Source organism: Microbacterium sp. (assembly GCF_031179285.1).
GTDB lineage: Bacteria > Actinomycetota > Actinomycetes > Actinomycetales > Microbacteriaceae > Microbacterium.
Window position 1 is genome coordinate 32585 of the sequence record NZ_JAPSHY010000015.1, and the last position, 22540, is coordinate 55124.

The window sequence follows — 22540 nt, forward strand, 5'->3', positions numbered from 1 at the left end:
CAAGGCGATGACGATGGTCAACCCTCAAGACCCTGGAATGACGACCGCAGCAATCAGCCGGCTCGTCGGGTACTCGACGCAGCAGGTGCGCGACCTTGAGCGCCTCGGCGTCATCCCGAGCGCGGAGCGCCGCGCGAACGGATACCGCCGCTACCACCGCGCTCACCTCGACGCCCTCCGCGCGTACCGCGCCCTTGCCGCAGCCATCGGACCGGTGCCGGCACGGCAGCTGATGCCGAAACTCCTCTCGGGCTCCGTCGAAGACGCCGCCGAGAAGATCGACGACCTTCACGTCGCGATCGCCCGCGGTCGCGCTCTCGTGCGCGAAGCGCTGCGCGGCCTCGACGCCATCCTCGAAGACCGGACCGCCGTCTTCAACGACCGCGATGCGATGACGATCGGCGAACTGGCGAGCGCCCTCGGCATCCGCACCTCCGCTCTTCGCCACTGGGAAGCCGAGGGGCTCGTCAGCCCCGACCGCACGACCGCAGCTCGCGTGCGGAGCTACGGCGCGCGGGCGATCTCCGAGGCACGCGTCGTCGCAGCCCTCCGAGTCGGCGGCTACCCCCTGCCGCCGATCTCCCGCATCCTCGATCAGCTGCGCTCCCGGGGGCTCACGGCCGAGGCGAGACGCCTGCTCGATGAGCGGCTGCGAGAGCTGACCAGGCGCAGCGTCGCGCTGCTGGATGCCGCGGGCCATCTGCATGCGATTCTCACGGGTGCTCGCACCTCCGACAGGATGGAAGTTCCCTAGCGTTTGGCTTTGATGAAGGCGGCTGTCGACCTGATCGCTTCAGGATCGACGTGCTGCGCTGATTCGTACCCGGCTGGAGTGGAAGGGGCATCGCCGGGGAAGAAGAAGTGATCGTCGCGGGGGAGGACACGAAACTCCACGTTGGGCTTGCCCGTCAGCCCTGCTCGCCAGCGAGAAAGATCGTCATGCTCGGTGACCTGATAGTCCCGACCTCCTTGGAGGAGCAGCATGGGCGTGGTGAGGCGCGCCGCCACCGCCACAGGATCGTCGTCGCGCAGTTCGAGCCATGTTCCCGGGCTCAGATTCAGAGGCAGCTTCCGGCGCGGTGTTCGGAGGCTGAGCCGATCCGAGTTCACGACTGCGGCCGCGCGTTCCATCCGACGCACCATCGCCGATGCGTGACGCGGCGCGTCCGACTGGGCCGCGAGATGGCGCGCTACGCGCGTAGCCGACTCCTGCATGGGTGCCGCATCGGCTGCGAGCAGCACGAGACCTGCGATTCCTTCGATCTCGGATGCGACCCGAGGGGCGTATCGCCCTCCCATACTGTGCCCGACGAGCCAGATCCGACTCGGGTCGAGGTCGTCGCGACGGCGGACCTCGGTGATCGACGAAAGGACCGGGTGAAGGTAGTCGAGGGAGGGGGTGAAGGCAGGATCCTCTCTCAACTGGGGATCGACGAACGATGGCTTGTCATAGCGGATGCTCGCGATTCCCGCCCCCGCCAGTCCCAGCGCGATATCTCGGCCGATCCGGTTGCCACCGACGGTGCCGTCGCGGTCGAACGGTCCACCGCCCATCAGAAGGATGGCGACCGGCGGCGGTGTCGGCGCCGACGGCACGGTCAACGTCGCGCCGACCCCGGTCCGAGGTGTTCGCAGAACGAGCTGGGTGTCGGTGACATCGACAGGTGCGTAGTGGGGGGGAGTCCACTCCTCGAGTGAAGGGCGGACCTGCAGGTCGGATACACGATCGGAGTCGCCGAAGTGAATGTATGCGCTCAAGGAGCGGTCTCCGACCCGGAGTGGCACGTGGACGATCATCGGCTTCTCGGTGCGGTAGGCGATTGCGCGACCGACCTCCACGTCGTCCCCCAGCGAGACGACGACGCTCCGCCAACCGGCAGCCAGAACAGATGCCGACATGCGGCGTCGCACCGACCGCGTGAACAGGTTCCGTGCGGCCCTGTACCGATGCTGCGACATCGACTGCAGCAGATGCTCAGCAGTGCGCTGATAATCGAATGATTGCACAATTGAGAATGGTAGCAGAGCTGCAATCATTGATCTATGGATCATTCCCGACTCCTCATCCACCCCGTGCGGCTACGAATCGTGCATGCACTCACTGGGGACCGGCAGCTCACGGTGGCGGAGCTGCAACACCAGCTGGAGAACGTGTCCGCGGCAACGGTGTACCGGCAAGTCGCTGCACTCGTTGACGGCGGTATTGTCAGGGTTGCCTCGGAGCGACGAGTTCGCGGGGTCGTCGAGCGGTCATACAGTCTCACGTCGGACCGGCCACCTGTCGACGCAGCTGCTGTCGCGGCCGCGAGCGCGGGCGAACATCGTCGAGCGTTCGAGATCGCCATGACGACGCTCCTTGCTGAATTCGAAGGCTACATCAGGCGGGCGGATTCGTCGCCGGCTTCGGACCTGGTGGTCTATCAGCAGATGGCGCTCTGGCTGTCACGCGAGCAACTTGAGGAGTTCCTGACGGAGCTCACCTCGCTCATCAGCCGCCTGCGCCAGAACGCGCCGCAGGCTGGCCGCGACCGGTACCTCTTCAGCCCGATCATCTTCCCCACCGAGCGCGGACCTTCCACTGATATCGGGCCGCCGGCTTAGCGCGCATCGTGCGCTCTGGTCGCCGCAGCCGCCCCGCACCTCCGACAGGATGGAGACAGACGAAGGAGAGGAAACCGGATGAGGATCGCGGTAGCAGGAGGGACGGGCCTCGTGGGTGCACACACCGTGGCGGCGGCGCGCGCCGCCGGACACGACGTGGTGGTGCTGTCGCGGTCGCAGGGGGTCGACGTGGTGACCGGACGCGGACTCGCCGATGCCCTCGTCGGCTCCGATGCCGTCATCGACGTCACGAATGTGTCGACGTTGTCGGGCGCGAAGGCGCGCGCCTTCTTCGAGACGGCGACGCGGCACTTGCTCGCCTCGGAGACTGCGGCCGGTGTGGGGCACCATGTCGCCCTGTCGATCGTCGGCATCGACGGAATCGACCGCTCCCACTATGCGGGCAAACTGGCGCAGGAGTGTGCGGTGTCGGCGGGCGACGTCCCGCACACCATCGCCCGAGTCGCGCAGTTCCACGAGTTCGCGGGCCAGGTGCTGGCGACCATGAAGGGGCCGATCGCCGTCATCCCGAAGGCTCTCATCCGACCCGTGTCAGCACGCGAGGTGGGAGCGCACCTCGTTCGACTGGCCGCGGCCGGCCCGGTGGGTCGGGCACCCGACCTGGTGGGCCCCCGTGACGAGGAACTCGCTGACATCGTCCGGCGTCAGTTGGCGTTCGACGGCATCCGTCGCCCGGTGCTGAGCGTGCGCCTGCCCGGCGTCTACGGCAGGGGGCTGGCGTCCGGCTCGTTGCGAGGACGGGCGGACGCGCTCCGCGGTGAGGTCACCTTCGATGAGTGGCTGCGCAGCGAGGACCACGCACCCGCAGCCTGAGAAGGTCGCTCAGACGTGCACGTCGGCGGGGGACTCCTCGCCCTCGTGGAAGTTCGGCTTCTTGCCCAGCATCCGAGCGATGCCGAGCACGATGCCGACGATGACGAGTCCCACGATGAGGCCGGCGATCGCCGAGAAGAGGGTGTCACCGATCCACACCACGACACCGCCGAGCGGCTCGAGGAGGTGCTCGATGCCGTGCAGGATGTCGGCGCCGAAGTGCACGCCGACCTCGCCGAGGTTCACCAGGACCAGGTGACCACCGACCCAGAGCATCGCGACGGTGCCGAGGATGCTGATGAACCGGAAGACGGCCGGCATCGACCGCACGATCCGCATGCCGGTGTGGCGCACGCGCTGCACCGGGTTCTTCGCCATCTTCAGGCCGATGTCATCGATCTTCACCAGCAGCGCCACCGCGCCGTAGACGACGAGCGTCATCATCAGCGCGATCACGGCCAGGATCGCGAGGGTCGTCCAGATGTCGAGGCCGCGTTCGAGGTTCGCGAGCGAGATGAGCATGATCTCGGTGGAGAGGATGAGGTCGGTGCGAACGGCACCGAGCACGAGCTTCTTCTCGTCTCGTGCGCCCTCGTCGGCGTGGCCGTGCTGCACGCCGAACCACTCCAGCACCTTCTCGGCTCCCTCGAAGCAGAGGTACCCGCCACCGAGGATCAGCAGGTAGGGCAGCACCCACGGAGCGAAAGCGGTGAGCAGCAGGGCGATCGGGATGATGATGACGAACTTGTTCGCGAGCGACCCCAGCGCGATCTTGCCCACCACGGGCAGCTCGCGGGCGGGTGTGATGCCCTGCACATACTGCGGCGTCACTGCGGCATCGTCGATGACGACGCCGGCAGCCTTCGCCGAGGCCTTCATCGCCGCGCTGAGAATGTCATCGACGACCGCGAGCAGTCCAACCGACATGTGCGTCCCCCTGTTGTGTGGTCCGGTTAGTCAGACTACCGACTGCTGACTGCTCGCAAACTCACAGCGCGCTCCCAGTCCCGCGGGACCAAATCCGCACCGGCCGCGGTTCTCTTCAGTGACGCCGCAGCCAGCGACGTCTGACAAGGAGTCAGATCATGTCGACCGAGTACGCCAAGACCCCTGGGGCGATCAGCGCCCTCACGCACCTGCAGTACGAGGTGACGCAGCAGGAGGCGACGGAGCCACCGTTCCGCAACGCCTACTGGAACACCCACGACGACGGCATCTACGTCGACGTCGTCTCGGGCGAGCCGCTGTTCTCGTCCACCGACAAGTTCGACAGCGGCACCGGATGGCCGAGCTTCACCCGTCCGATCGATGCGGACGCGGTGACCACACGCACCGATCGCACGCTGTTCATGAAGCGCACCGAGGCGCGCTCCGCCGTGGCCGACAGCCATCTGGGCCACGTCTTCGACGACGGTCCGAGGGATGCCGGGGGCATGCGGTACTGCATGAACTCCGCCGCACTGCGGTTCATCCCGGCTGACAGGCTCGACGAAGAGGGATACGGTCGCTACAGCCGCCTCTTCGACACCACCACCACTCACCCTTCTGAGGAGCAGTCATGACCGACACCGGAACCATCACCCGCACCCCCGGCACCGAGACGGCGGTCCTCGCCGGCGGTTGTTTCTGGGGCATGGAGGATCTGATCCGCCGCCAGCCCGGCGTGCTGGCCACCCGGGTCGGCTACACGGGCGGCTCGAACGATCACGCGACGTACCGCAACCACCCCGGCCACGCCGAGGCGGTCGAGATCGTGTTCGACCCCACCGTGACGACGTACCGCGACATCCTCGCGTTCTTCTTCCAGATCCACGACCCGTCCACCAAGGACCGCCAGGGCAATGACATCGGCTCGAGCTACCGCTCGGCGATCTTCCCGCTCACCCCCGAGCAGGAGGCCGTCGCTCGCGACACGATCGCCGACGTCGACGCGTCCGGGCTCTGGCCGGGCAAGGCCGTCACCACGATCGAGCCCGCCGGCCCGTTCTGGGAGGCCGAGGAAGAGCACCAGGACTATCTGATCAAGTACCCGAACGGCTACACCTGCCACTTCCCGCGCGCGGGATGGGTGCTGCCGAAGCGTGAGAACGCCGCCGTCTGAGGCGACCTGCCGAAAACGATGCCGCCTGACGGACCACCCGTCAGGCGGCATCCGCCGGTCTGCGGATCGTCGTAGCGGTGGCGTCAGACCTCGGCGAAGAAGTCCAGCGCAGCTTCTCTGAAGGCACGTGACCCGGGGGCGTTGAAGTGGTTCCGCTCGGGAATCTCGAAGAATCGGCCCTGCGGGGCGGCGGACGCGAGTGCGCGTGAGCCCTCGATGATGGCGTCCTTGGACCCGGTGGCGAACAGGATCGGCCGGGCGGGTGCGTCCGTCGGGTCCGGATCGACCGTGCCGGAACTGCGCATCCCTTCCGCGAGGGCAAGCAGCGAGCGCAGGTCGTTGCCGCTCACCCGCTCGGTGAGGGCGATGTAGTTCTGGGTGGTCCTGTCGGTCACCGGCGTGCCGTCGGCGAGGAAGGCCCGAACCTGTCCGAGGTCGAGACGGGCGAGCGGAACACCGTCCGGCACGCCGCCGAGCACGGCGCGACCGATGCGGTGCGGAAGGTCGCGCACCACCTCCCAGCCGACGCGGGCTCCCAGCGAGTAGCCGACGTAGAACGCATCGTCGACGAGGTAGGTGTCCATGACGGATTCGACGTCGGTGGCGAGAGTGCGGATGCCGTAGGCCGACGCTTCGTGCGGTTTCTCGCTCAGGCCATGGCCGCGCTGGTCGAGCGCGAGCACCCGGTATCCGGCGTGCGTGAGGTCGCGCACCCATCCGGTGAGCACCCAGTTGTCTCGTGCGTTCGACGCGAATCCGTGCACCGCGACGACGACGGGTGCGTCGGGGTCGCCCCAGGTGTAGGTCGCGAGCCGGGTTCCGTCGGCGGCGTACACCTGCTGCGGTTCGGGCATCTCGGTCAGAGCGGAAAGGGGAGCGGCCACGTGATCCATTCTGGTCCTTCGCCCGGTGCCCGGCTCCGGCATCCGCTGCTGAGAGATGGAAAACGCCGGTGGGAACGGTGTCCCACCGGCGTTTTCCATCCATCAAGCGCCCGTCACGAGCGGCGCGGCGCTCGCCGCGGATGCCGGCGTCAGACGCGGTCGCGCAACGCCGCACCGAGCTCGGCGTCGACGTTCGTCCAGTACTGGAAGAAGCGCTCGCGGATCTCGTCGATGGTGATCGACTGGCCCTGACCCGTCAGGGTCTCGAGGAACCTGGCGCGCTGCTCGCCGTCGAAGACGTCGCGGTAGAGCGTGCCGGCCTGACCGAAGTCGTCGTCGTCGGCGTGCAGCGTGGCGGCGGAACGCATGAGCTCGCCGTCGGTCTCCCAACTCGCCTCGACACCGACGGCAGGGTCGGCGGTCGGGCCGCCCGCCGCACCGAACGAGTTCGGCGTATACACACGGTGCTCGGCCGGATTGAACGTGTACTGCATCTGGCCTTCGTGCATGTAGTTGCGCACCTCGGCCGCGTGCGGCTGATTCACCGGCAGCTGGTTGTAGTTCGCCCCGATGCGGTAACGCTGGGCGTCGGAATAGGCGAAGACCCGGGCCATCAGCATCTTGTCCGGCGAGATGCCGGTGCCGGGAACCTGGTTGCCGGGCGAGAACGCGGCCTGCTCGATCTCGGCGAAGAAGTTCTGCGGATTGCGGTTCAGTGTGAACGTGCCGACCTTGATGCGGGGGTAGTCCTTCTTCGACCAGGTCTTGGTGAGGTCGAACGGGTTGAAGCGATAGGCCTTGGCCTCGTCGTACGGCATGACCTGCACATAGACGTCCCACGAGGGGTGCTCGCCGCGCTGGATCGCATCGAACAGATCGCGGCGATAGAAGTCCGCGTCGGAACCGGCGAGCTGCTGCGCCTCGTCGGCACCCATGCTCTCCACGCCCTGGTGCGAGAGGAAGTGGTACTGCACCCAGAAGCGCTCGCCGTCGGCGTTGATCCACTGGTACGTGTGCGAGCCGTAGCCGTTCATGTGGCGCCAGCTGCGGGGCAGGCCGCGGTCGCCCATGAGGTAGGTGACCTGGTGCGCGGTCTCGGGCGAGAGGGTCCAGAAGTCCCACTGCATGTCGGAGTTGCGGAGTCCCGAGTCGCCGAGACGCTTCTGGGAGTGGATGAAGTCGGGGAACTTCATCGCATCGCGCAGGAAGAACGTGGGCGTGTTGTTGCCGACGATGTCGAGGTTGCCCTCGCTCGTGTAGAAGCGCAGCGCGAAGCCGCGCACGTCGCGCCAGGTGTCGGGGGAGCCCTGCTCCCCGGCGACCGACGAGAAACGGAGCAGCGTCTCGCTGGTGGCGCCCGGCTGGAACACCGCCGCGCGGGTGTAGGCCGAGACGTCTTCCGTCACGACGAACTCGCCGAAGGCTCCGCCGCCCTTGGCGTGAGGGTTGCGCTCCGGCACCCGCTCGCGGTTGAAGGAGGCGAGCTTCTCGACGAGATAGCGATCGTGCAGGACCGTGGGTCCGTCGGCTCCGACGGTCAGCGAGTGCGCGTCGCTGGCGACGGGCGTGCCTGTCTGGGTGGTCGTCGCCGGTGTGGTCGGTGTGGGATCGGTCATCTGTTCTCCTTCATGATGCGCGGGCGCGACGAAACAGCCCTGCCCCGGCGGGGCAGTGCGGGTGCGTCGACTATCGCGCGGTTTGACAGCCGGGGCACAGGCCCCAGAAGGTGACTTCTGCTGTCTGGATGGTGAACCCCGCCGTGTCGGACGGGGTGAGGCACGGCGCTTCGCCGACGGTGCAGTCCACATCGGCCACGGCGCCGCAGCCGGTGCAGACCACGTGGTGATGATTGTCGTCGATGCGCCGCTCGTAGAGCGCCGCGGAACCCGCCGGTTCGATCCGGCGGATGAGGCCCGCCGTCGTCAGGTCCGAGAGGATGTTGTGCACCGACTGGATCGACGTGGTCGGAAGCCCGTCGGACACGGCGCGGTATACCCGCTCCGCATCCGTGTGGGCCATGGAGTCCAGCGCCTCGAGCACGGCGACGCGGCCCGCGGTGGACTTCAACCCGGCGGCATGCAGCGCAGCGTCGAGGTCCGTGGTCTCCATGCCTTCACCATACACGAGTTGTTTTGAATGACTCAAAACTAGCGGTCGCCGGGCGCGCCGGAACTCACGACTCGGATGGCGCCAGGGGAAGCTCGAGTCCGTAGTTCCACGACAGGATCGCCGGCTGCTCCCGGTAGAAGCTCAGCACCGACACGGATCCGGCATCCAGGGTGATCTGGGCTCCGAACCGCGGAGCCAACCGCAGGTACACGGCGGTGAGGATCCGCAGGAAATGACCGTGTGCGACCAGGGCGACGTCGCCCTCCGCCATCGCGGGCAGCACGCGGGTCAGGACGCGCGATGCGCGCGCGGCCACCTCCTCCACCGTCTCGCCGGGGGTCTGCCCGCGAATCACACCGTGCGTGAACGCGCTCCAGTTGTAGCCGAGCTCCTCGCGGATGTCGCGTGTCGTGCGCCCCTCGTATCCGCCGTAGTCCCATTCGACCAGAAGCGGGTCGATCTCGGCACGCAGGCCCGCAAGTTCCGCGGTGCGCTGCGCACGTTGCAGGGGCGAGGTCAGAACGAGCGAGAACGTGTAGTCGGAGACGAGGTCACCGGCGCGTCGGGCGAGCGACTCGCCTCGGGCGGTGAGGGGAACATCCGTCAGCCCGGTGTGCCTGCCCGCCTTCGACCACTCGGTTTCGCCGTGGCGCAGCAGCACCAGTTTCCCGCCAGGGTTGTCCGGGGCGGGATGGTCGGGCAGCAGATCGACGGTGAGCACACCGCAACCGTAGTCCGGCCGACCACCCACCGCGAGACTACGCCGCAACCTCGCGCAGGACCCGGCCCCACGGTTCGGCCGGGTCGTGGATCGCCACGGCCAGGGTGGTGTCGGACTGTCCGTAATACGCGAACCACTTGCCCTGGAACTTCACCAGTCCTTCGACGAACGTGACGTTCGACACGAGCCCGTTCATATCCTCGAAGGTCTGCGGTCGCAGCCATGGCTCCTGCAGACGCGCGATGACCTTCGTCGGCTCGTCCGGATCGATCGCGATCTGGCCGCAGCGATAGTCCACCTCGACCGATCCGTCTTCGTGGACCACCCGGGTGGCACCGTTCGTGAGGAAAAGGAGCAACCCGTTGTCAGTGACCACCGGCGAGGTGCCGATCTCGACGAGCGCCTCGTCCCAGGTGCCGGCCGTCGGGGAGTACATCGGCTCCGTGTCGGGCGTCCCCGGCGTCCAGTGGATCAGGTCGTCGCTCGTCGCCCAGTAGATCGCACCCTCGCCGAAATACATCCACCACTTGCCATGCATCTTCTGCGGCACGATGACGCCCGCCTTCGACCAGTTGAAGCCGCGTGGATCCATCGTCTTGAAGGTGTCGAAGTCGTCGAACAGCGGCCCGTGTCTGGTCCAGGTTCGCAGATCGGTCGAGGTCGCCAGGCACAGCTGCGCGCTGTGGCGATCCCACCCCGTGTAGGTGAGGTAGTAGGTGCCGTCGATCAACGAGATGCGCGGATCCTCGCACCCGTATCGCTCGTAGTCCTCTTCGGGCGAGAGGATCGGCGCGTCCTCGCGGGTGAAGTTCACCCCGTCGCTCGATCGGGCGAGGCCGATGTGGGAGATGATGTCGTCGGCGTGCGCGCGGTACAGCAGCAGCACCTCATCACCGTCGAGGAGCGCCGCCGGGTTGTAGAGGTTCGCGGACTCCCAGCTGTCTCCTCGCGGGCGCAGGATCGGGTTGCCCTCGTACGGGGTGAACGGGCCGAGGGGGAAGGAGGCTCCGGTGAACATGGGTGCCCTTTCTGGCTAGCCTTTGACGGCCGCGCCGAGGTCGGTGGCTCGGAAGAACCGCTGGAAGACGATGAACAGGATCACGACGGGGAACGCGAGGGCGGTCGCGCCGGCGAGGATCGCACCGTTCGGGTTCGCGGTGGACTGCGCCACGTTGGAGATGTAGTTCGCGAGAGACACCGCCAGCGGCTGCAGGGTCGCGTCCTTCGTGATGAGGAATGGCCAGAGGAATTCGTTCCACGGACCGATGAAGGTGACGAGCACGACGGTGACGAGCACGGGACGGATGAGGGGGATCGCCACGGACGTCAGCAGCCGGATCTCGCCGGCGCCGTCGATGCGGGCGGCCTCGAAGATCTCCACCGGCAGCGCCTTGAAGAACTGCGTGAAGATGAACACCGCGGTCGTGTTGATGAGGAACGGCAGGATCATGCCGAGGTACGAGTCCCCTAGCCCGTAGCTGCGCGTGATCTGCACGTAGAGGGGGATCATCAGCAGCTGGAACGGAACCATCTGCACCAGCAGCATGAGCACCCAGATGACGCCGCGTCCGCGGAAGTCCAGTCGCGCGATCGCGTAGCCGGCCAGCAGCCCGAACACCACGGTCCCCAGCAGCACACCGGCGGTGAAGATGAGCGAGTTCAGGAGCGAACCTGCGAGGTCGATCCGGGAGTCGATCGCGACGAAGTTGTCGACCGTCCACCCCTCGGTGGGGAAGAGCTCGTTCGGCGCGTTGGTCGGATTCTGCTGAAATGCGCCGACGAGCATGAAGTAGAACGGGAACGCGAACCCGATCGCGGCGATCGTGAGCAGGGTGACACTCAGGATGCGGGGGGCGTTGCGTGTGCGTCTCATCATCGCTCCCTCGTCGCGCGGTTGGCCATGAGTGACAGCATCCCGACGAGGATCACGAGGATCATGCCAATCGCGGCGGCCGTATCGGGGTTCTGCTGCTGGATGCCGAGCTGATAGATGAGCAGCACGGGCGTGGATGAGGCGCCGTCGGGACCTCCGCCGTTGGTGAGGAGGTACGGCTCGGTGAAGAGGTTGGCGCCGGTGATGATCGACAGGATCAGCACGAGCGTGGTGGCGCTGCGCACCCCGGGGATCGTGACGTGCATGAAGCGCTTGAGCGCTCCGGCACCGTCGGTCTCGGCCGATTCGTACAGCTCCTTCGGCACGTTCTGAAGGGCCGCGAGGTACAGCAGGATGTAGAACCCGAGCTGCTTCCAGGTCACATAGAGCGCGATCATCGGCATGGCCAGAGCGCTGTTCACGAGCCACGACGGGTCGGGCGCGAGCGGGCCGAGGATGGTGTTGATCAGCCCGTTACCGGAGAACAGCAGCATCCAGACGCCCACGAGAGACACGCTCGCCGTCAGATACGGCACGTAGAACGCCACCCGGTAGGCGGCCACCCAGCGGATGCCGGTGTTCAGCGCGGCCGCGAGCACCAGCGAGAGCACGGCCGTCAGCGGGACGTTGACCACGAGGAAGATCAGCGTGTTGCGGAACGAGCCGAGCACCCGGGGATCGGTGAGCACGGTGACGAAGTTCTCGAAGCCGACGAAGGGCCGCTCGACCTCGGTGCCGGGGGCGGTGAAGAAGTAGTCGTGGAAGGCGATGTAGACCGCGAACGCGAGCGGATACGCGAAGATCGCGATCACGAAGACGAGATACGGCAGCGCGAAGAGCCCGCCGATCGGTTGCGCACCCAGTATCCGGGTGCGCAACCGCCGGTTGTCGGTCATCAGATCACTCGGCGACGAGCTCGTCGATCTTCGACGCCGCGTTCTTCAGGAAGTCGTCGATGGACTCCTTGCCGAAGATCACCGCGGCCGAGTACTCGTCGCGGAATGCCTGCCAGGCCTCGACGGAGTTCGGGATGCTGGGGACGTCCGCGGTCGCCTCCGCCTGCTCGGCGAACGCGACATAGTTCGGGTTGGCCTCGAAGTAGTCGCTGTACGTGCCGGTGAGGTCCGTGCGCATCGGCATCTGCCCGGTGAGCTCGAGGAGCTGGCCGTCGCTTTCGACACTCGTGGAGAACTGCAGGAACTCCCATGCGGTCGCCTGGTTCTCGCACGCGGTGAACATCGAGACGCTCTTGGAATCGGCGAAGGTCGTCGGGTTCTCGCGACCGTCGCTCGTCGGCACCGGCATGAAGCCGACGTCGACGGTCTCCGCGTACGAGGGGATCGCCCAGGGGCCGGCGAGTTGCATCGCGGTGGTGCCTGCCGACATCGCGTCGTCGGTGGACGCCTCGTTCGGCGACAGCTTCTCGGTGTAGAAGGTCGACCAGAACTCGGCGACCGTGCGGCCGGCATCCGAGTCGATCGTCGCCTTGCCGTCCTCGACGAGCATCGTGCCGTCGGTCTCCGCGAGATAGAGCGGGTAGAAGTCGAACCACGGCTGATAGAACTCGCTGGTCGGCGCAGGCCAGATCGCACTCTGCACGCCGGAGTCGACGATGGCGCGTGACTTCTCGAGGAACGCCTCGTGCGTGTTCATCTGCGGGTCTTCCGGATCGATGCCTGCCGCCTGGAAGAGCGCCTTGTTGTACATGACCATCACGGGGTTCGACTTCCACGGCAGCTGGTAGAAGCTGCCGTCACTCGCGTAGGCGTCGACGTCACCGCCGCGTTCGGTGATGTAGTCGCTGCCGCCCTCCATCGTGCTGAGGTCGACGAGGCCGCCCTGCTTGACCCAGCCGGAGACGGCCGCCGGCGCGACGTTGTAGACGAGGCACGGCGCGGTGCCGGCGGTGATGGCGGCGGTGATGGCCTCCTCCGAGGAGGAGCCGGCGGGGATCTCTTGAGCTGTGACCTTCTCGTCGGGATGCTCGGCGTTCCACGCCTCGACGACGGCCTTGCCCCATTCGACCTCCTGCTCGTTGTTGGAGAGCCAGACGTCGATGGGCCCGGTGCCATCACCCGAGGCGTCTCCACCGCCGCCCCCGGACGAGCATCCGGTGGCGACGAGCGCGACAGCACCGACGAGCGCGATTGCACGGATCTTCTTCATGGTGTCCTCCTCGACACGGCGGGTGTTGCGGATGCCGACGGCGCAGTGCTCTCGCGGAAGTGCACGACGTTGCAGTCGACGATCTCGGTGCGCGGGCGCGCACCGAGGATGACTTCCCGCAGGATGCGGGCGGCGGCGCGACCGCGCGCTGCCGGGTCGGACGAGACACTGGTCAGCGCCGGGGACAGATGGGCGGAGAGGTGATCGTCGTCGAAGCCCGAGATCGCGAGGTCGCGAGGGATCACGAGGCCCTGTGATCGGGCGTACGACAGACCGGCGATCGCCATGGTGTCGTTCGAATACAGGATGGCGGTGGGACGGTCGGGCAGCGCCAGAAGCTCTTCGGTGACGTCTCGCCCACTGGCCGCGGTGAAGTCTCCTTCGCGGAGGAGTTCCGCCGTGCCGACCTCGGCGATGTACGCGTCGGCGCGGGCTCGCGAGTGCACATAGTCCAGCGGACCGGAGACGTGAGCGATCCGTTCGTGCCCGGCTGCGCGGAGGTGCGCGACGATCTCGCGGACCGGAGCGGCATCGTCGGTGCGGATGCACGAGAACGACGTGGGCTGCTCGTAGGCGCCGACGAGCACAGCGGGAAGCGCGAGTTCTTCGAGGAACGGCACGCGCCAGTCGTCTCCGCGCAGGTCGAGCAGGAGTGCTCCGTCGGCGCGGCCGTGGCTGAGGGTGCGGTACGCGCGTTCCTCCGCGTCCCGTCCCGGCACCACCTGGAGGATCAGTGCCGTCTCGGTTTCGGAGAGCACGGACTCGACGCCAGCGATGAAGGCGGGGAAGAACGAGTCGTTGGCGATGACCTCGGGGTCGCGCGCCAGGACCACGGCGACCGCATTCGCCCGGCGCGTGGCCAGCGCTCTCGCGCTCTGGCTCGGCACCCAGTTCAGCTTCTCGGCGGCGGCGAGGACCTTCATCCTGGTGTCGTCCGAGATGGGGCGGTTGCCGCTGAGGGCGTGAGAGACCGTCGCTTTGGTGACTCCCGCTTCGCGGGCGACATCGGCGATCGTCGTGCGACTCATGGCACCTCCTCGCGCTGATTGAACCGGTTTGCGTCAGCGTAAACCGGTTTGACGCCAGTTGTCAATGAGACGTCTCGTCCCCGATGGCAGTCGCGCCGAATTGATCGGCGGAAGGGGATCAGCTGGCGGTGTCCCACCAGTGGAGCACGCGGGTGCCGATCAGCGTGAGCCAACGAGAGGGTTCACCCTCCGACGCATCGACGTCGAACCAGGTTCGCCCTGGGAGGGGGGTGCCCTGCAGCCATGTGCCGTCCGGTTGCCGCTTGTGTCGAACGAGTTCGACGGCCTCTGACAGCCGAGGGTCGGGCGCTACGCCGTCGTGCAGCGCCGCCTCGCGGAAGTGGTCGAGGGCGGCGAGTGCGCTGTACCGGTGCCTGCTGGGATGGATGAAGTCCGAGACGAAGTCGCCGACGACCTCTCCGGTCGACGCCCTGCGCATCAGACGCCGGTGCAGCAGATACTCCTCGCCTCCGTGACGCGCATCCCGCAACCGGGTGTCGCCGGTGATGCGCTCGTGGGCCAGCATCCCTCGCGCGGCGTTGAGGGTGGAATGGAAGGACGAGCGGACCGAATCCCCCTCTTCGGCCTCGCAGTTCCATCCACCGTCGGCCAGCCGGTGCTCCGGGAACCACTGCGCCAGGGAGTCGACGTCCGCCCCGAGCCAGGCACCGGCGGCGAGAGTGTAGGAATTGATGCACACATCGACCTCCCCGCCCCAGTACGGCAGGTCGTCGTACTCCCAGCGACTGTTCGCCGCAAGCTTTTCGGCGGTGCCGACGAGCGCTTCGGCGTCAAGACCCCATTCCCGGAGGTCCTTCAGCGCCCAAGTCGTCGCGACCCACGGCTGCCCTGGACGTTCCGCCTCGGCGCTGCCGAAGAAGCCGGCGGGAAAGAACGCACCGCCTGCCCACTGACCGTCCGCGTCCTGTGCCGAAAGCAGGGCGGCGCCGTGACCCTCGAGCGCGACGCGTACTCGAGTCGCCTGCCAGATCTCGGCGGGCGCACCGACGAGGTCCCGCTGCACCTGCCAGCGCAGTGAAGGATCGGAGTCGAGAAGCCAATCGAGCACGCGGGATGCGATCACCATGCCCGTACCGTACCGCGCCACCGTCCGGCACCGAGACTGCACTTGCGCGCCGAGAGGGCGGCGTAAAGCCAGGGCCTCGGTGCGAAAGTGCAGTCTCGCGGAAAGAGAGGTCAGACGAAGGAGACCGTGTGCTGCAGTCGCGTGCGCACGTCGAAGAGCTCATTGCCCCCGATCGCCCTGGCGCCGGGCACCCCCTGGCGCAGCACCATCGCCAGCGCGCTGCGGCGCACGACGACCACCGGGATACCGCGGATGCCGCCGAGCGGCGTCACCGCCTGGGCGAGGTCGTCGTCGGGCAGTACGACGATCGCGCCCCCGAACTTCACCTTCGCCGCGCGCGCCACCGTTCGCATCCGCCCGAGCAGGGACGTGACGGGCGCGCGGTGGCCGACGCTCGGGCCGGTGATCTCGCCGCGGCGGAAGCCCACGATGCCGCCGAAGTCCTCCGACATGACGCCGTAGAGGCCGGACGGGCTGAGCACGACGTGATCGAGCTTGTCCTCTGCGCTCGCGCCGGCGGCGACGTCGTGCCACACCGTGAAGCCGATCCCGAGGTCGGCGACCGTGCGGGCCGTCGCCTCTTCGGCCAGGGCATCGGCGAGCAGGCGCCGCAGCTCCCGCGGCGCGGAGCGCACCAGTGCCGGGTCGTACGGATCGGGCACCTCGACCCCACGGCCTGCCCATTCCCGGATCAGCGTGAGGTAGCGCTCACGGCGCCAGCCGCCGGGATGCCCGTAGGAGCGAGCACGAGGCCGGGAGTCGCTGGGCGCGGCGGGCGGACGCCATCCGCTCCACACCGTCTCGGTGGCGACGCCGGTCCTTCGGTCGTAGGCGGCGCGCGCCTCGGCCGTCCCCACCAACTCCCACGCGCGCTGCACCTGGATGAAGACGGCGGCATCGCCGCCGGTGTCAGGGTGCGTCTGGCGCAGTCGCAGCCGATAGGCGCGCCGCAGCTCGTCGTGACCCGCGGAAGGGTCGACGCCGAGCACCTCATACGCCGAGGCGGAGAGCGGACTGTCAAACATCGCACTCCCTCCGGCGCCGCGGCATCCAGGTTATCCCGCCGCACCCGGCACCTCGGCCAAGGCCGCACGGGTGCGCGGCACCGAATCGATTCGATAGAATCGAATACCGGCGCTTCGCGGCGCCGCATCCCCCGATCCGCACCCCAGTCCTGCGAGCTCTCCCTCATGGCCACCTCCCTCACCACGGGCCGCCCGTGGCGTGTCATCCTCGCCTTCTCGATACCGCTTCTGCTCGGCAACGTCGTCCAGCAGCTGTATCAGTTCGCCGACGCGATCGTCGTCGGACGACACCTCGGCGTCGATTCGCTCGCCGCTGTCGGTGCGACCGGCAGCCTGCTGTTCCTGCTGCTCGGATTCGCGTGGGGCCTGACGAGCGGCTTCGCGATCCCGGTCGCCCAGGCCTTCGGCGCCCGCGACGATGCCGCCGTCCGGCGGTCGGTGGCGACCGGAGTCATCCTCACCGGAGCCACCAGCGTCATCCTGACGATCGGCGCGCCCCTGATCGCGGCTCCGGTGCTCGCACTGCTGCAGACGCCGTCCGAACTCATGGCCGAAGCCACCGTCTTCACGCAGATCAGCTTTCTCGGCGCGGGGGCCACGATGTTCTTCAACTACCTCTCAGCCATCATCCGCGCGATCGGCGACTCGCGCACACCGCTGGTCTTCCTCACCGTGTCGTGCGGCCTGAACGTCGGCCTCGTCGTCCTCATGGTCGGCCCCCTCGCCTGGGGTGTCGGCGGCGCGGCGCTCGCCACCGTCGTCGCCCAGGCGGTCTCGGTCGCACTCTGCCTCGAGTTCGTGCGCCGGCGCGTGCCGGTGCTGCACCTGAAGAAGAACGACTGGCGCGTCTCTCGAGACGACATCGCCGAGCACCTGCGCCTCGGGCTTCCCATGGGCTTCCAGGCCTCGATCATCGCGATCGGAACCCTCACCGTCCAGGTCGCCCTCAACACGCTGGGCGCCGATGCCGTCGCCGCCTACACGACCGCGTCGCGCGTCGACAGCCTCGCCGTCGCCATGCTGGCATCGCTCGGTCTGGCCGCGTCGATGTACACCGCGCAGAATCACGGCGGGCGCCGCCCCGACCGCATCCGCCGTGGCGTGGTCGAAGCCACCTGGCTCGCGGTCGGCGCCTCCGTCGTGCTCGGCGGGCTGCTGATCGCCTTCGGCACTCCGATGGTGCGCCTTTTCATCGGCGAGGGGTCGGACGAGGTCGTCGAGATGGCGCACCTCATGCTGATCATCAACGGCTGCGGCTACTGGGCTCTGGGCATGCTGTTCGTCCTGCGCGGCGCCCTGCAGGGCCTCGGGCACACCCTCGTGCCGACCGTGACCGGTGTGATCGAACTGGTCATGCGTGTCGCCGCCGCTGTCATCCTCGGTGCGCTGATCGACTTCACCGGTGTCGCGCTGAGCAACCCGCTGGCCTGGATCGGGGCCATCGTGCTCCTGGTGCCGGCCTACATCCGTGCGCATCGCGAACTCGCCCGGTTGCCGATCGACCCCGCCGAGGCGACACTCACCTCGGCGATCGCGATCGTCGGCCCGACCGACGGGTCGATGAATGTCGAAGCGGTCATTACGCAGCCCGTACCGGTGGTGCCGTCTCGCCGGCGTCTGCTCAAGCGCCGCTAACCGGCATTCGAGCGTCTTCCCCGGCATCCAGGCGCCGTCCTCGGCATCCCCTCGCCGGCCCTTCGGCACGAAAGATCCTCCTGCAGGATGACGCGCGTCGCACCTGAGACGGATGCCGCCGCCTCGACGGCTTCATAGTGTCGAAGAGTGCGGAGATTCCGCGGACGGGGGGCGTCATGACGTCGTTGGGTGTCAGCAATTCGCTGTCGGCCGTGCTGGTTCCGATCGGCTGGGTCGGCGCGGCATTGGCGGTGATCTGCGCGGTCATCGCCGGCATCGCCGTCGCGCGTGGCGCCGGAGGGTTGAGCGGGGGTGCCGTGGGGCTCTGGATCCCCACGACGATGCTGAGTGTCACGGCATCCTTCGCGAATGAGTGGATGCCGCTGGTGGCAGCGACCGGCGCGCTCGTCGCGATGCTGGTGCTCGGCGGCACGGTGCGGGCGATCGTGAGCACGGCTCAGGCTCCGGAACCCGCCTACCCCCGCAGCAACGCATCGACGACGCCCGCTCCGGCGGCCCGGAAGCCCGCTGCGCCATCCCCTCGAACGTCCGCCGTCGGCCAGGTGACGACGAGCACGGGGGGCCTGGCGCTGACCAGGCCGGTCCGCTCCACCTGATCGGCGCCAGCGCCCAGCGCGTCTAGCCCGGAAGCAGACCGCTGCCGTCGCGCAGTTCGAACACCAGCTGCGTCTCAGTGCCGCGCACCACCGGGTGGATCGTGATGTGCTCGAGCACGATGTCGCGCAGGGCCGTCGCATCCTCGACTGCCACGTGGACGAGGAAGTCGTCGACGCCCGCCACGTGGAACACCTGCAGCACGCGCGGGATGCCGGCGAGCGCGTCGAACAGCGCGGTGACCTTTGGTCCGGTGTGGTTCGCCAGGCGCACCTTGATGATCGCCTGCAGCGGGTAGCCGAGAGCAGCCTCGTCGACGCGGATGCGCGTGTCGCGGATCACCTTTCGCGTGCGAAGCGCTCTTATCCGGTGCGCACACGTCGACTCCGCGATGCCGAGACGGTGCGCCAGCGCCTTGTTCGTGATGTCGGCGTCACGCGTGAGAGCGGCGAGCAGCTGCAGGTCGATCTCGTCGAGGGCGTTGCCGCTGTCCTGCGATCTCATCAACGACGTCCCCTCCGGCGGCCGGTTCGTTGCACAGAATATCGAACTCACGCACACTTCCCGCACTTTCTGCCGAGTTGCACCGTTCTTGCTGTGCTTCCGGCAACCTGGAAGGATGACTGCGCCGCTGCATCCTGACACGGTCGCCGTACGCGGCGGTCGAGCCGACCTCGAGGGTATGGGAGTTCACGCCCTGCCGATCGACCTCTCGACGACCAACCCGTTGCCCGACATCGAGCGCGGGGGAGAGTCGTACGAGGCGATGGCCACCGGGGGCCGTCCGCCGGCCGACGGCAGCATGGTCTATGCGCGGCTCTGGAACCCGACCGTGGCGCGCTTCGAAGACGCTCTGGCCGAGCTCGAGCATGCAGAGGCCGCGGTCGCGTTCTCCTCCGGTATGGCGGCGATGACGGCCGTCATCCTCGCACACACCAGCGCGGTCGGCAGACGCCACGTCGTTGCGGTGCGTCCGCTCTACGGTGGCACCGACCACCTGCTCGGCTCGGGGCTGCTCGGGGCCGAGACCACGTACTGCCAGCCGGACGAGGTGGCATCTCGCATCCGTCCTGACACGGGAGTGGTCGTCGTCGAGACGCCGGCGAATCCCACACTCGAACTGGCGGACATCCGCGCGATCGTCGCCCAGGCGGGAAGCGTTCCGGTGGTCGTCGACAACACCTTCGCCACGCCGGTGCTGCAGAATCCGATCGATCTCGGCGCGACGATGTCGCTGCACAGCGCGACGAAGTACCTCGGCGGACACGGAGATGTGATCGCCGGCGTGGTCGCGTGCAGCGAGAGCACGGCCGAGGCGCTCCGGCGCGTGCGAGCGGTGACCGGAGGGCTGCTCCACCCCCTCGGCGCCTATCTGCTGCACCGCGGCCTCACGACGCTCCCGGTGCGAGTGCGCCAGCAGCAGGAGAATGCGCGGCGCATCGTGCAGTGGCTGATCGACCGGCCCGAGGTCGCCGAGGTCTTCTATCCGGGTCTCGACGGCGACCCGCGCGGGATCCTGGGTCGACAGATGCGCGGCACCGGCGCCATGATCGCGATGCGGATGCGGGGCGGATACACCGCCGCGGCCACGGTGACCGGTGCCACCGCGCTGTTCACCCATGCGGTGTCGCTCGGCGGTGTCGACTCGCTGATCCAGCATCCGGCCGCCCTGACGCACCGCCCGGTCCCGCCGGAGGCGCGCCCGGCCGCAGACGTGCTGCGCCTGTCGATCGGGCTCGAGAACGTCGATGATCTCATCGCCGATCTCGCCCGGGCGTTCGCCGACCTCGGCGGTGCAGACGCTCCGGCATCCGAGCGCGCCGCGATGTCCGAGGCCGGTTGAAGGCGCCCGCTTGAGGGTGACAGGGCGCGGATCGATCGCCCCATCCGCTCTCGGCAGATCGGCCCTGGGCAGAAACGGGGCCGCGGCTGACCGGCGCCACACACCATGGGGACATGAGCGAAGACAAACCCATTCCGCAGTTCGGGCCGGAGGCCCGCCGTGCCCTCTTCCACGAGCGCGTGCTCGTGCTCGACGGAGCCCTCGACGACGACAACGGCACGCTGCTGATGACGCAGCTGCTCGCACTCTCGGCAGAGGACGCCACGACCGACATCGCCCTCTGGATCCACTCGCCCGGAGGGTCGGTGCCGTCGATGCTCGCGATCCGCGACATCATGCGACTGATCCCGAACGACGTGGCCACCCTCGCCCTGGGACTCGCCTGCAGCGCCGGTCAGTTCCTGCTCTCGGCCGGCACCAAGGGCAAGCGGCGGGCCCTGCCGCACGCGCGCATCCTCATGCACCAGGGCTCCGCCGGCATCGGCGGGTCGGCGGTCGAGATCGAGGCGCAGGCCGACGACCTGCGTCACATGCGAGACACCGTGCTCGGTCTGATCTCGGACGACACCGGGCAGCCGCGGGAGCGCATCTTCGAGGACTCGCTGCACGACCGGTGGTACACCGCGGAGCAGTCGCTCGAGTACGGGTTCATCGACGAGATCGTCGGTTCGATGGCGGATGTCATGCCGCGCCGTCGCGCCAAGGTCGGGCTGGGGGTGGGGGCATGAGCAGCTACACGATCCCCAACGTCATCGCGCAGCATCCGCGTGGAGAACGCGTCATGGACGTGTACTCCCACCTGCTCGCGGAGCGCGTCATCTACCTCGGCACCGGCATCGACGCGGGCGTCGCCAACGCGCTGATCGCGCAGCTGCTGCACCTGGATGCAGACAGCCCCGAAGCAGCCGTGCAGTTCTACATCAACAGCGAGGGTGGCGACCCCGGGGCGGCACTGGCGATCTACGACACCATGCAGCACATCCGCCCCTCCATCGCCACGACCTGCGTCGGGCAGGCGATCGGTCCGGCGGCTCTTCTCGTCGCGGCTGGTGCGCCGGGTCAGCGGGCGGCTCTCGCGCATGCGCGGATCGTGCTGCACCAGCCGGCCGGGCAGTCGCGCGGTGCGATCCCCGATCTCATCCTCGCCGCGGACGAGGTGGTGCGGATGCGGGGGGACCTCGAGGCGATCCTCGCCAGGCACACCGGCCGTTCAGTGGCGGAACTGCGCACCGACACCGATCGTGACCGGGTATTCACGGCATCGACGGCTCTCGAATACGGGCTCATCGACACCGTGCTGGGCGCGCGCACCGGTCCCTGACGCTCACTGCACGGCTGCACCCGGTGCAGGGTCGGATCATCGCGATTCGACCGTGCACCGGGGGCGCGATGCGCGGGCGGTGCGAGGAGGACGAGCGGATGCCGTGATCAGGCGGCGAGAGCGAAGGACGCGCGGGAAGCCGAGACGACAGCGGATGCCGGGCTCGCCGCGGATCGCAGCTCGTCGGCCACACCGCTGGTCAGCTCGATCAGCGTCGTGTCGAGAGCGCCGGCGATCGCCGCGATCATCTCGCTGGACGGCTCTTTGAGCCCGCGCTCGACCTCGGAGAGATACTGCGGCGACACCCCGGCCTTCTCGGCGGTCTCGGTCAGGGTCTCTTCCCGATCGTGGCGCCGGCGACGCAGCTGGTCGCCGAGCAGCTGGCGCCAGAGCGGCTCCGGGTCGGTCAGCGTCGGGCGCGGGGGACGGGAACTGCGGGGAAACGGGACGAGCTCGGCCATGCCTCACGGTAACTCCGCCCCGCCCGGCGCCTCCAGCGGTTCTGCTCAGAGCAGAATGACGTCTGGTTCCGCGTGAGACAACACGCTCTGCGTGAGACACCTTGCCGATCTGAGCCATCAGTTTCCGCGTGAGACATCACTTTCAGCATGAGACACCACTTTCCGCGTGAGACACCACGTGTCGGGTGGTGCCTCACGCAGCATCCGCTGTCTGACGTGCTTCAACGCGGTCTCAG

25 protein-coding genes are annotated in these 22540 nt (G+C 68.0%); 10 read left to right on the forward strand and 15 right to left on the reverse strand.

Annotation, left to right across the window (positions count from 1 at the left end):
• Window positions 1-37 precede the first annotated feature (37 nt).
• Window positions 38-754, forward strand: coding sequence for a MerR family transcriptional regulator (locus RIN18_RS10875; protein ID WP_309103992.1), 717 nt, complete (start codon window positions 38-40; stop codon window positions 752-754).
• On the opposite strand, the gene RIN18_RS10880 is transcribed toward RIN18_RS10875, so the two are convergent.
• Window positions 751-1899 (reverse strand): alpha/beta fold hydrolase, encoded by a 1149-nt coding sequence (locus RIN18_RS10880; protein ID WP_309103993.1) that lies wholly within the window; start codon window positions 1897-1899, stop codon window positions 751-753. The two genes, RIN18_RS10875 and RIN18_RS10880, sit on opposite strands and share 4 nt — an antisense overlap.
• Before the next feature lie 144 nt (window positions 1900-2043).
• Between RIN18_RS10880 and RIN18_RS10885 the strand changes: the two genes are divergently transcribed.
• Complete coding sequence (locus tag RIN18_RS10885; protein WP_309103994.1) at window positions 2044-2601, forward strand: helix-turn-helix domain-containing protein; 558 nt, start codon at window positions 2044-2046, stop codon at window positions 2599-2601.
• 111 nt (window positions 2602-2712) lie between these two features.
• Entirely contained in the window at window positions 2713-3435 is a 723-nt protein-coding gene (locus RIN18_RS10890; RefSeq protein ID WP_309103995.1) for a 3-beta hydroxysteroid dehydrogenase, read from the forward strand.
• A gap of 9 nt (window positions 3436-3444) precedes the next feature.
• Here the strand turns inward: RIN18_RS10890 and RIN18_RS10895 are convergent, their stop codons facing one another.
• On the reverse strand, window positions 3445-4362 hold the full coding sequence (locus RIN18_RS10895) for a DUF808 domain-containing protein (RefSeq protein ID WP_309103996.1): 918 nt from the start codon (window positions 4360-4362) through the stop codon (window positions 3445-3447).
• Window positions 4363-4520: 158 nt separating this feature from the next.
• Between RIN18_RS10895 and msrB the strand changes: the two genes are divergently transcribed.
• Together msrB and msrA are read left to right on the forward strand one after the other, a co-directional pair.
• Entirely contained in the window at window positions 4521-4997 is a 477-nt protein-coding gene (msrB, locus tag RIN18_RS10900) for a peptide-methionine (R)-S-oxide reductase MsrB (RefSeq protein WP_309103997.1), read from the forward strand.
• Complete coding sequence (gene msrA / locus RIN18_RS10905; protein WP_309103998.1) at window positions 4994-5536, forward strand: peptide-methionine (S)-S-oxide reductase MsrA; 543 nt, start codon at window positions 4994-4996, stop codon at window positions 5534-5536. Before msrB ends, msrA begins: the two co-directional genes overlap by 4 nt.
• A gap of 83 nt (window positions 5537-5619) precedes the next feature.
• Here msrA and RIN18_RS10910 read toward each other — a convergent pair whose 3' ends face one another.
• The 11 genes from RIN18_RS10910 to RIN18_RS10960 all read right to left on the reverse strand — a co-directional run bounded on the left by RIN18_RS10910 (window position 5620) and on the right by RIN18_RS10960 (window position 16429).
• Window positions 5620-6420 (reverse strand): alpha/beta hydrolase, encoded by an 801-nt coding sequence (locus RIN18_RS10910; protein WP_309103999.1) that lies wholly within the window; start codon window positions 6418-6420, stop codon window positions 5620-5622.
• Between the two features lie 149 nt (window positions 6421-6569).
• Window positions 6570-8036 carry a catalase gene (locus tag RIN18_RS10915; protein ID WP_309104000.1) on the reverse strand — a complete coding sequence of 489 codons (1467 nt, stop codon included), beginning with the start codon at window positions 8034-8036 and terminating at the stop codon, window positions 6570-6572.
• A 70-nt stretch (window positions 8037-8106) separates the two neighbouring features.
• Window positions 8107-8529, reverse strand: a complete 423-nt coding sequence (locus tag RIN18_RS10920) for a Fur family transcriptional regulator (RefSeq protein ID WP_309104001.1) — start codon at window positions 8527-8529, stop codon at window positions 8107-8109.
• Window positions 8530-8593: 64 nt separating this feature from the next.
• Window positions 8594-9250 carry a histidine phosphatase family protein gene (locus tag RIN18_RS10925; protein WP_309104002.1) on the reverse strand — a complete coding sequence of 219 codons (657 nt, stop codon included), beginning with the start codon at window positions 9248-9250 and terminating at the stop codon, window positions 8594-8596.
• Between the two features lie 37 nt (window positions 9251-9287).
• Window positions 9288-10268 carry a glycoside hydrolase family 130 protein gene (locus tag RIN18_RS10930; protein WP_309104003.1) on the reverse strand — a complete coding sequence of 327 codons (981 nt, stop codon included), beginning with the start codon at window positions 10266-10268 and terminating at the stop codon, window positions 9288-9290.
• Window positions 10269-10283: 15 nt separating this feature from the next.
• Window positions 10284-11126 carry a carbohydrate ABC transporter permease gene (locus tag RIN18_RS10935; RefSeq protein ID WP_375163520.1) on the reverse strand — a complete coding sequence of 281 codons (843 nt, stop codon included), beginning with the start codon at window positions 11124-11126 and terminating at the stop codon, window positions 10284-10286.
• Complete coding sequence (locus RIN18_RS10940; RefSeq protein ID WP_309104004.1) at window positions 11123-12019, reverse strand: sugar ABC transporter permease; 897 nt, start codon at window positions 12017-12019, stop codon at window positions 11123-11125. Before RIN18_RS10940 ends, RIN18_RS10935 begins: the two co-directional genes overlap by 4 nt.
• Window positions 12020-12023: 4 nt before the next feature.
• On the reverse strand, window positions 12024-13289 hold the full coding sequence (locus RIN18_RS10945) for an extracellular solute-binding protein (protein WP_309104005.1): 1266 nt from the start codon (window positions 13287-13289) through the stop codon (window positions 12024-12026).
• Window positions 13286-14317 (reverse strand): LacI family DNA-binding transcriptional regulator, encoded by a 1032-nt coding sequence (locus tag RIN18_RS10950; protein ID WP_309104006.1) that lies wholly within the window; start codon window positions 14315-14317, stop codon window positions 13286-13288. The genes RIN18_RS10945 and RIN18_RS10950 overlap by 4 nt, the downstream gene beginning before the upstream one ends.
• A 118-nt stretch (window positions 14318-14435) precedes the next feature.
• Complete coding sequence (locus tag RIN18_RS10955; protein WP_309104007.1) at window positions 14436-15404, reverse strand: squalene cyclase; 969 nt, start codon at window positions 15402-15404, stop codon at window positions 14436-14438.
• 110 nt (window positions 15405-15514) lie between these two features.
• Complete coding sequence (locus tag RIN18_RS10960) at window positions 15515-16429, reverse strand: DnaJ domain-containing protein (RefSeq protein ID WP_309104008.1); 915 nt, start codon at window positions 16427-16429, stop codon at window positions 15515-15517.
• A 165-nt stretch (window positions 16430-16594) separates the two neighbouring features.
• Between RIN18_RS10960 and RIN18_RS10965 the strand changes: the two genes are divergently transcribed.
• Window positions 16595-18064: an MATE family efflux transporter gene (locus tag RIN18_RS10965; RefSeq protein ID WP_309104009.1), complete on the forward strand. Its 1470-nt coding sequence runs from the start codon at window positions 16595-16597 to the stop codon at window positions 18062-18064.
• A gap of 176 nt (window positions 18065-18240) precedes the next feature.
• A complete protein-coding gene (locus tag RIN18_RS10970) occupies window positions 18241-18681 on the forward strand; it encodes a hypothetical protein (protein ID WP_309104010.1) in 441 nt (146 codons plus the stop codon).
• 22 nt (window positions 18682-18703) lie between these two features.
• Here RIN18_RS10970 and RIN18_RS10975 read toward each other — a convergent pair whose 3' ends face one another.
• Window positions 18704-19183: an Lrp/AsnC family transcriptional regulator gene (locus RIN18_RS10975; protein ID WP_309104011.1), complete on the reverse strand. Its 480-nt coding sequence runs from the start codon at window positions 19181-19183 to the stop codon at window positions 18704-18706.
• Window positions 19184-19298: 115 nt separating this feature from the next.
• Between RIN18_RS10975 and RIN18_RS10980 the strand changes: the two genes are divergently transcribed.
• The 3 genes from RIN18_RS10980 (at window position 19299) to RIN18_RS10990 (ending at window position 21843) form a co-directional block, all read left to right on the forward strand.
• The gene (locus RIN18_RS10980; RefSeq protein ID WP_309104012.1) at window positions 19299-20522 is read left to right on the forward strand and encodes a PLP-dependent aspartate aminotransferase family protein; all 1224 of its coding nucleotides are present in this window, start codon (window positions 19299-19301) and stop codon (window positions 20520-20522) included.
• Between the two features lie 113 nt (window positions 20523-20635).
• The gene (locus RIN18_RS10985) at window positions 20636-21250 is read left to right on the forward strand and encodes an ATP-dependent Clp protease proteolytic subunit (RefSeq protein WP_309104013.1); all 615 of its coding nucleotides are present in this window, start codon (window positions 20636-20638) and stop codon (window positions 21248-21250) included.
• The gene (locus RIN18_RS10990) at window positions 21247-21843 is read left to right on the forward strand and encodes an ATP-dependent Clp protease proteolytic subunit (RefSeq protein ID WP_309104014.1); all 597 of its coding nucleotides are present in this window, start codon (window positions 21247-21249) and stop codon (window positions 21841-21843) included. The genes RIN18_RS10985 and RIN18_RS10990 overlap by 4 nt, the downstream gene beginning before the upstream one ends.
• 107 nt (window positions 21844-21950) lie before the next feature.
• Here the strand turns inward: RIN18_RS10990 and RIN18_RS10995 are convergent, their stop codons facing one another.
• The gene (locus RIN18_RS10995) at window positions 21951-22304 is read right to left on the reverse strand and encodes a helix-turn-helix transcriptional regulator (protein WP_309104015.1); all 354 of its coding nucleotides are present in this window, start codon (window positions 22302-22304) and stop codon (window positions 21951-21953) included.
• Between the last annotated feature and the right edge of the window lie 236 nt (window positions 22305-22540).

Excerpts from the sequence above, each read along its gene's own strand:
- RIN18_RS10875 (WP_309103992.1), top strand. The coding sequence starts at position 38 with ATGACGACCGCAGCAATCAGCCGGCTCGTCGGGTACTCGACGCAGCAG.
- RIN18_RS10880 (WP_309103993.1), bottom strand. The coding sequence starts at position 1,899 with ATGTCGGCATCTGTTCTGGCTGCCGGTTGGCGGAGCGTCGTCGTCTCG.
- RIN18_RS10885 (WP_309103994.1), top strand. The coding sequence starts at position 2,044 with ATGGATCATTCCCGACTCCTCATCCACCCCGTGCGGCTACGAATCGTG.
- RIN18_RS10895 (WP_309103996.1), bottom strand. The coding sequence starts at position 4,362 with ATGTCGGTTGGACTGCTCGCGGTCGTCGATGACATTCTCAGCGCGGCG.
- msrB (WP_309103997.1), top strand. The coding sequence starts at position 4,521 with ATGTCGACCGAGTACGCCAAGACCCCTGGGGCGATCAGCGCCCTCACG.
- msrA (WP_309103998.1), top strand. The coding sequence starts at position 4,994 with ATGACCGACACCGGAACCATCACCCGCACCCCCGGCACCGAGACGGCG.
- RIN18_RS10915 (WP_309104000.1), bottom strand. The coding sequence starts at position 8,036 with ATGACCGATCCCACACCGACCACACCGGCGACGACCACCCAGACAGGC.
- RIN18_RS10920 (WP_309104001.1), bottom strand. The coding sequence starts at position 8,529 with ATGGAGACCACGGACCTCGACGCTGCGCTGCATGCCGCCGGGTTGAAG.
- RIN18_RS10930 (WP_309104003.1), bottom strand. The coding sequence starts at position 10,268 with ATGTTCACCGGAGCCTCCTTCCCCCTCGGCCCGTTCACCCCGTACGAG.
- RIN18_RS10935 (WP_375163520.1), bottom strand. The coding sequence starts at position 11,126 with ATGATGAGACGCACACGCAACGCCCCCCGCATCCTGAGTGTCACCCTG.
- RIN18_RS10940 (WP_309104004.1), bottom strand. The coding sequence starts at position 12,019 with ATGACCGACAACCGGCGGTTGCGCACCCGGATACTGGGTGCGCAACCG.
- RIN18_RS10945 (WP_309104005.1), bottom strand. The coding sequence starts at position 13,289 with ATGAAGAAGATCCGTGCAATCGCGCTCGTCGGTGCTGTCGCGCTCGTC.
- RIN18_RS10950 (WP_309104006.1), bottom strand. The coding sequence starts at position 14,317 with ATGAGTCGCACGACGATCGCCGATGTCGCCCGCGAAGCGGGAGTCACC.
- RIN18_RS10955 (WP_309104007.1), bottom strand. The coding sequence starts at position 15,404 with ATGGTGATCGCATCCCGCGTGCTCGATTGGCTTCTCGACTCCGATCCT.
- RIN18_RS10960 (WP_309104008.1), bottom strand. The coding sequence starts at position 16,429 with ATGTTTGACAGTCCGCTCTCCGCCTCGGCGTATGAGGTGCTCGGCGTC.
- RIN18_RS10965 (WP_309104009.1), top strand. The coding sequence starts at position 16,595 with ATGGCCACCTCCCTCACCACGGGCCGCCCGTGGCGTGTCATCCTCGCC.
- RIN18_RS10970 (WP_309104010.1), top strand. The coding sequence starts at position 18,241 with ATGACGTCGTTGGGTGTCAGCAATTCGCTGTCGGCCGTGCTGGTTCCG.
- RIN18_RS10975 (WP_309104011.1), bottom strand. The coding sequence starts at position 19,183 with ATGAGATCGCAGGACAGCGGCAACGCCCTCGACGAGATCGACCTGCAG.
- RIN18_RS10980 (WP_309104012.1), top strand. The coding sequence starts at position 19,299 with ATGACTGCGCCGCTGCATCCTGACACGGTCGCCGTACGCGGCGGTCGA.
- RIN18_RS10985 (WP_309104013.1), top strand. The coding sequence starts at position 20,636 with ATGAGCGAAGACAAACCCATTCCGCAGTTCGGGCCGGAGGCCCGCCGT.
- RIN18_RS10990 (WP_309104014.1), top strand. The coding sequence starts at position 21,247 with ATGAGCAGCTACACGATCCCCAACGTCATCGCGCAGCATCCGCGTGGA.
- RIN18_RS10995 (WP_309104015.1), bottom strand. The coding sequence starts at position 22,304 with ATGGCCGAGCTCGTCCCGTTTCCCCGCAGTTCCCGTCCCCCGCGCCCG.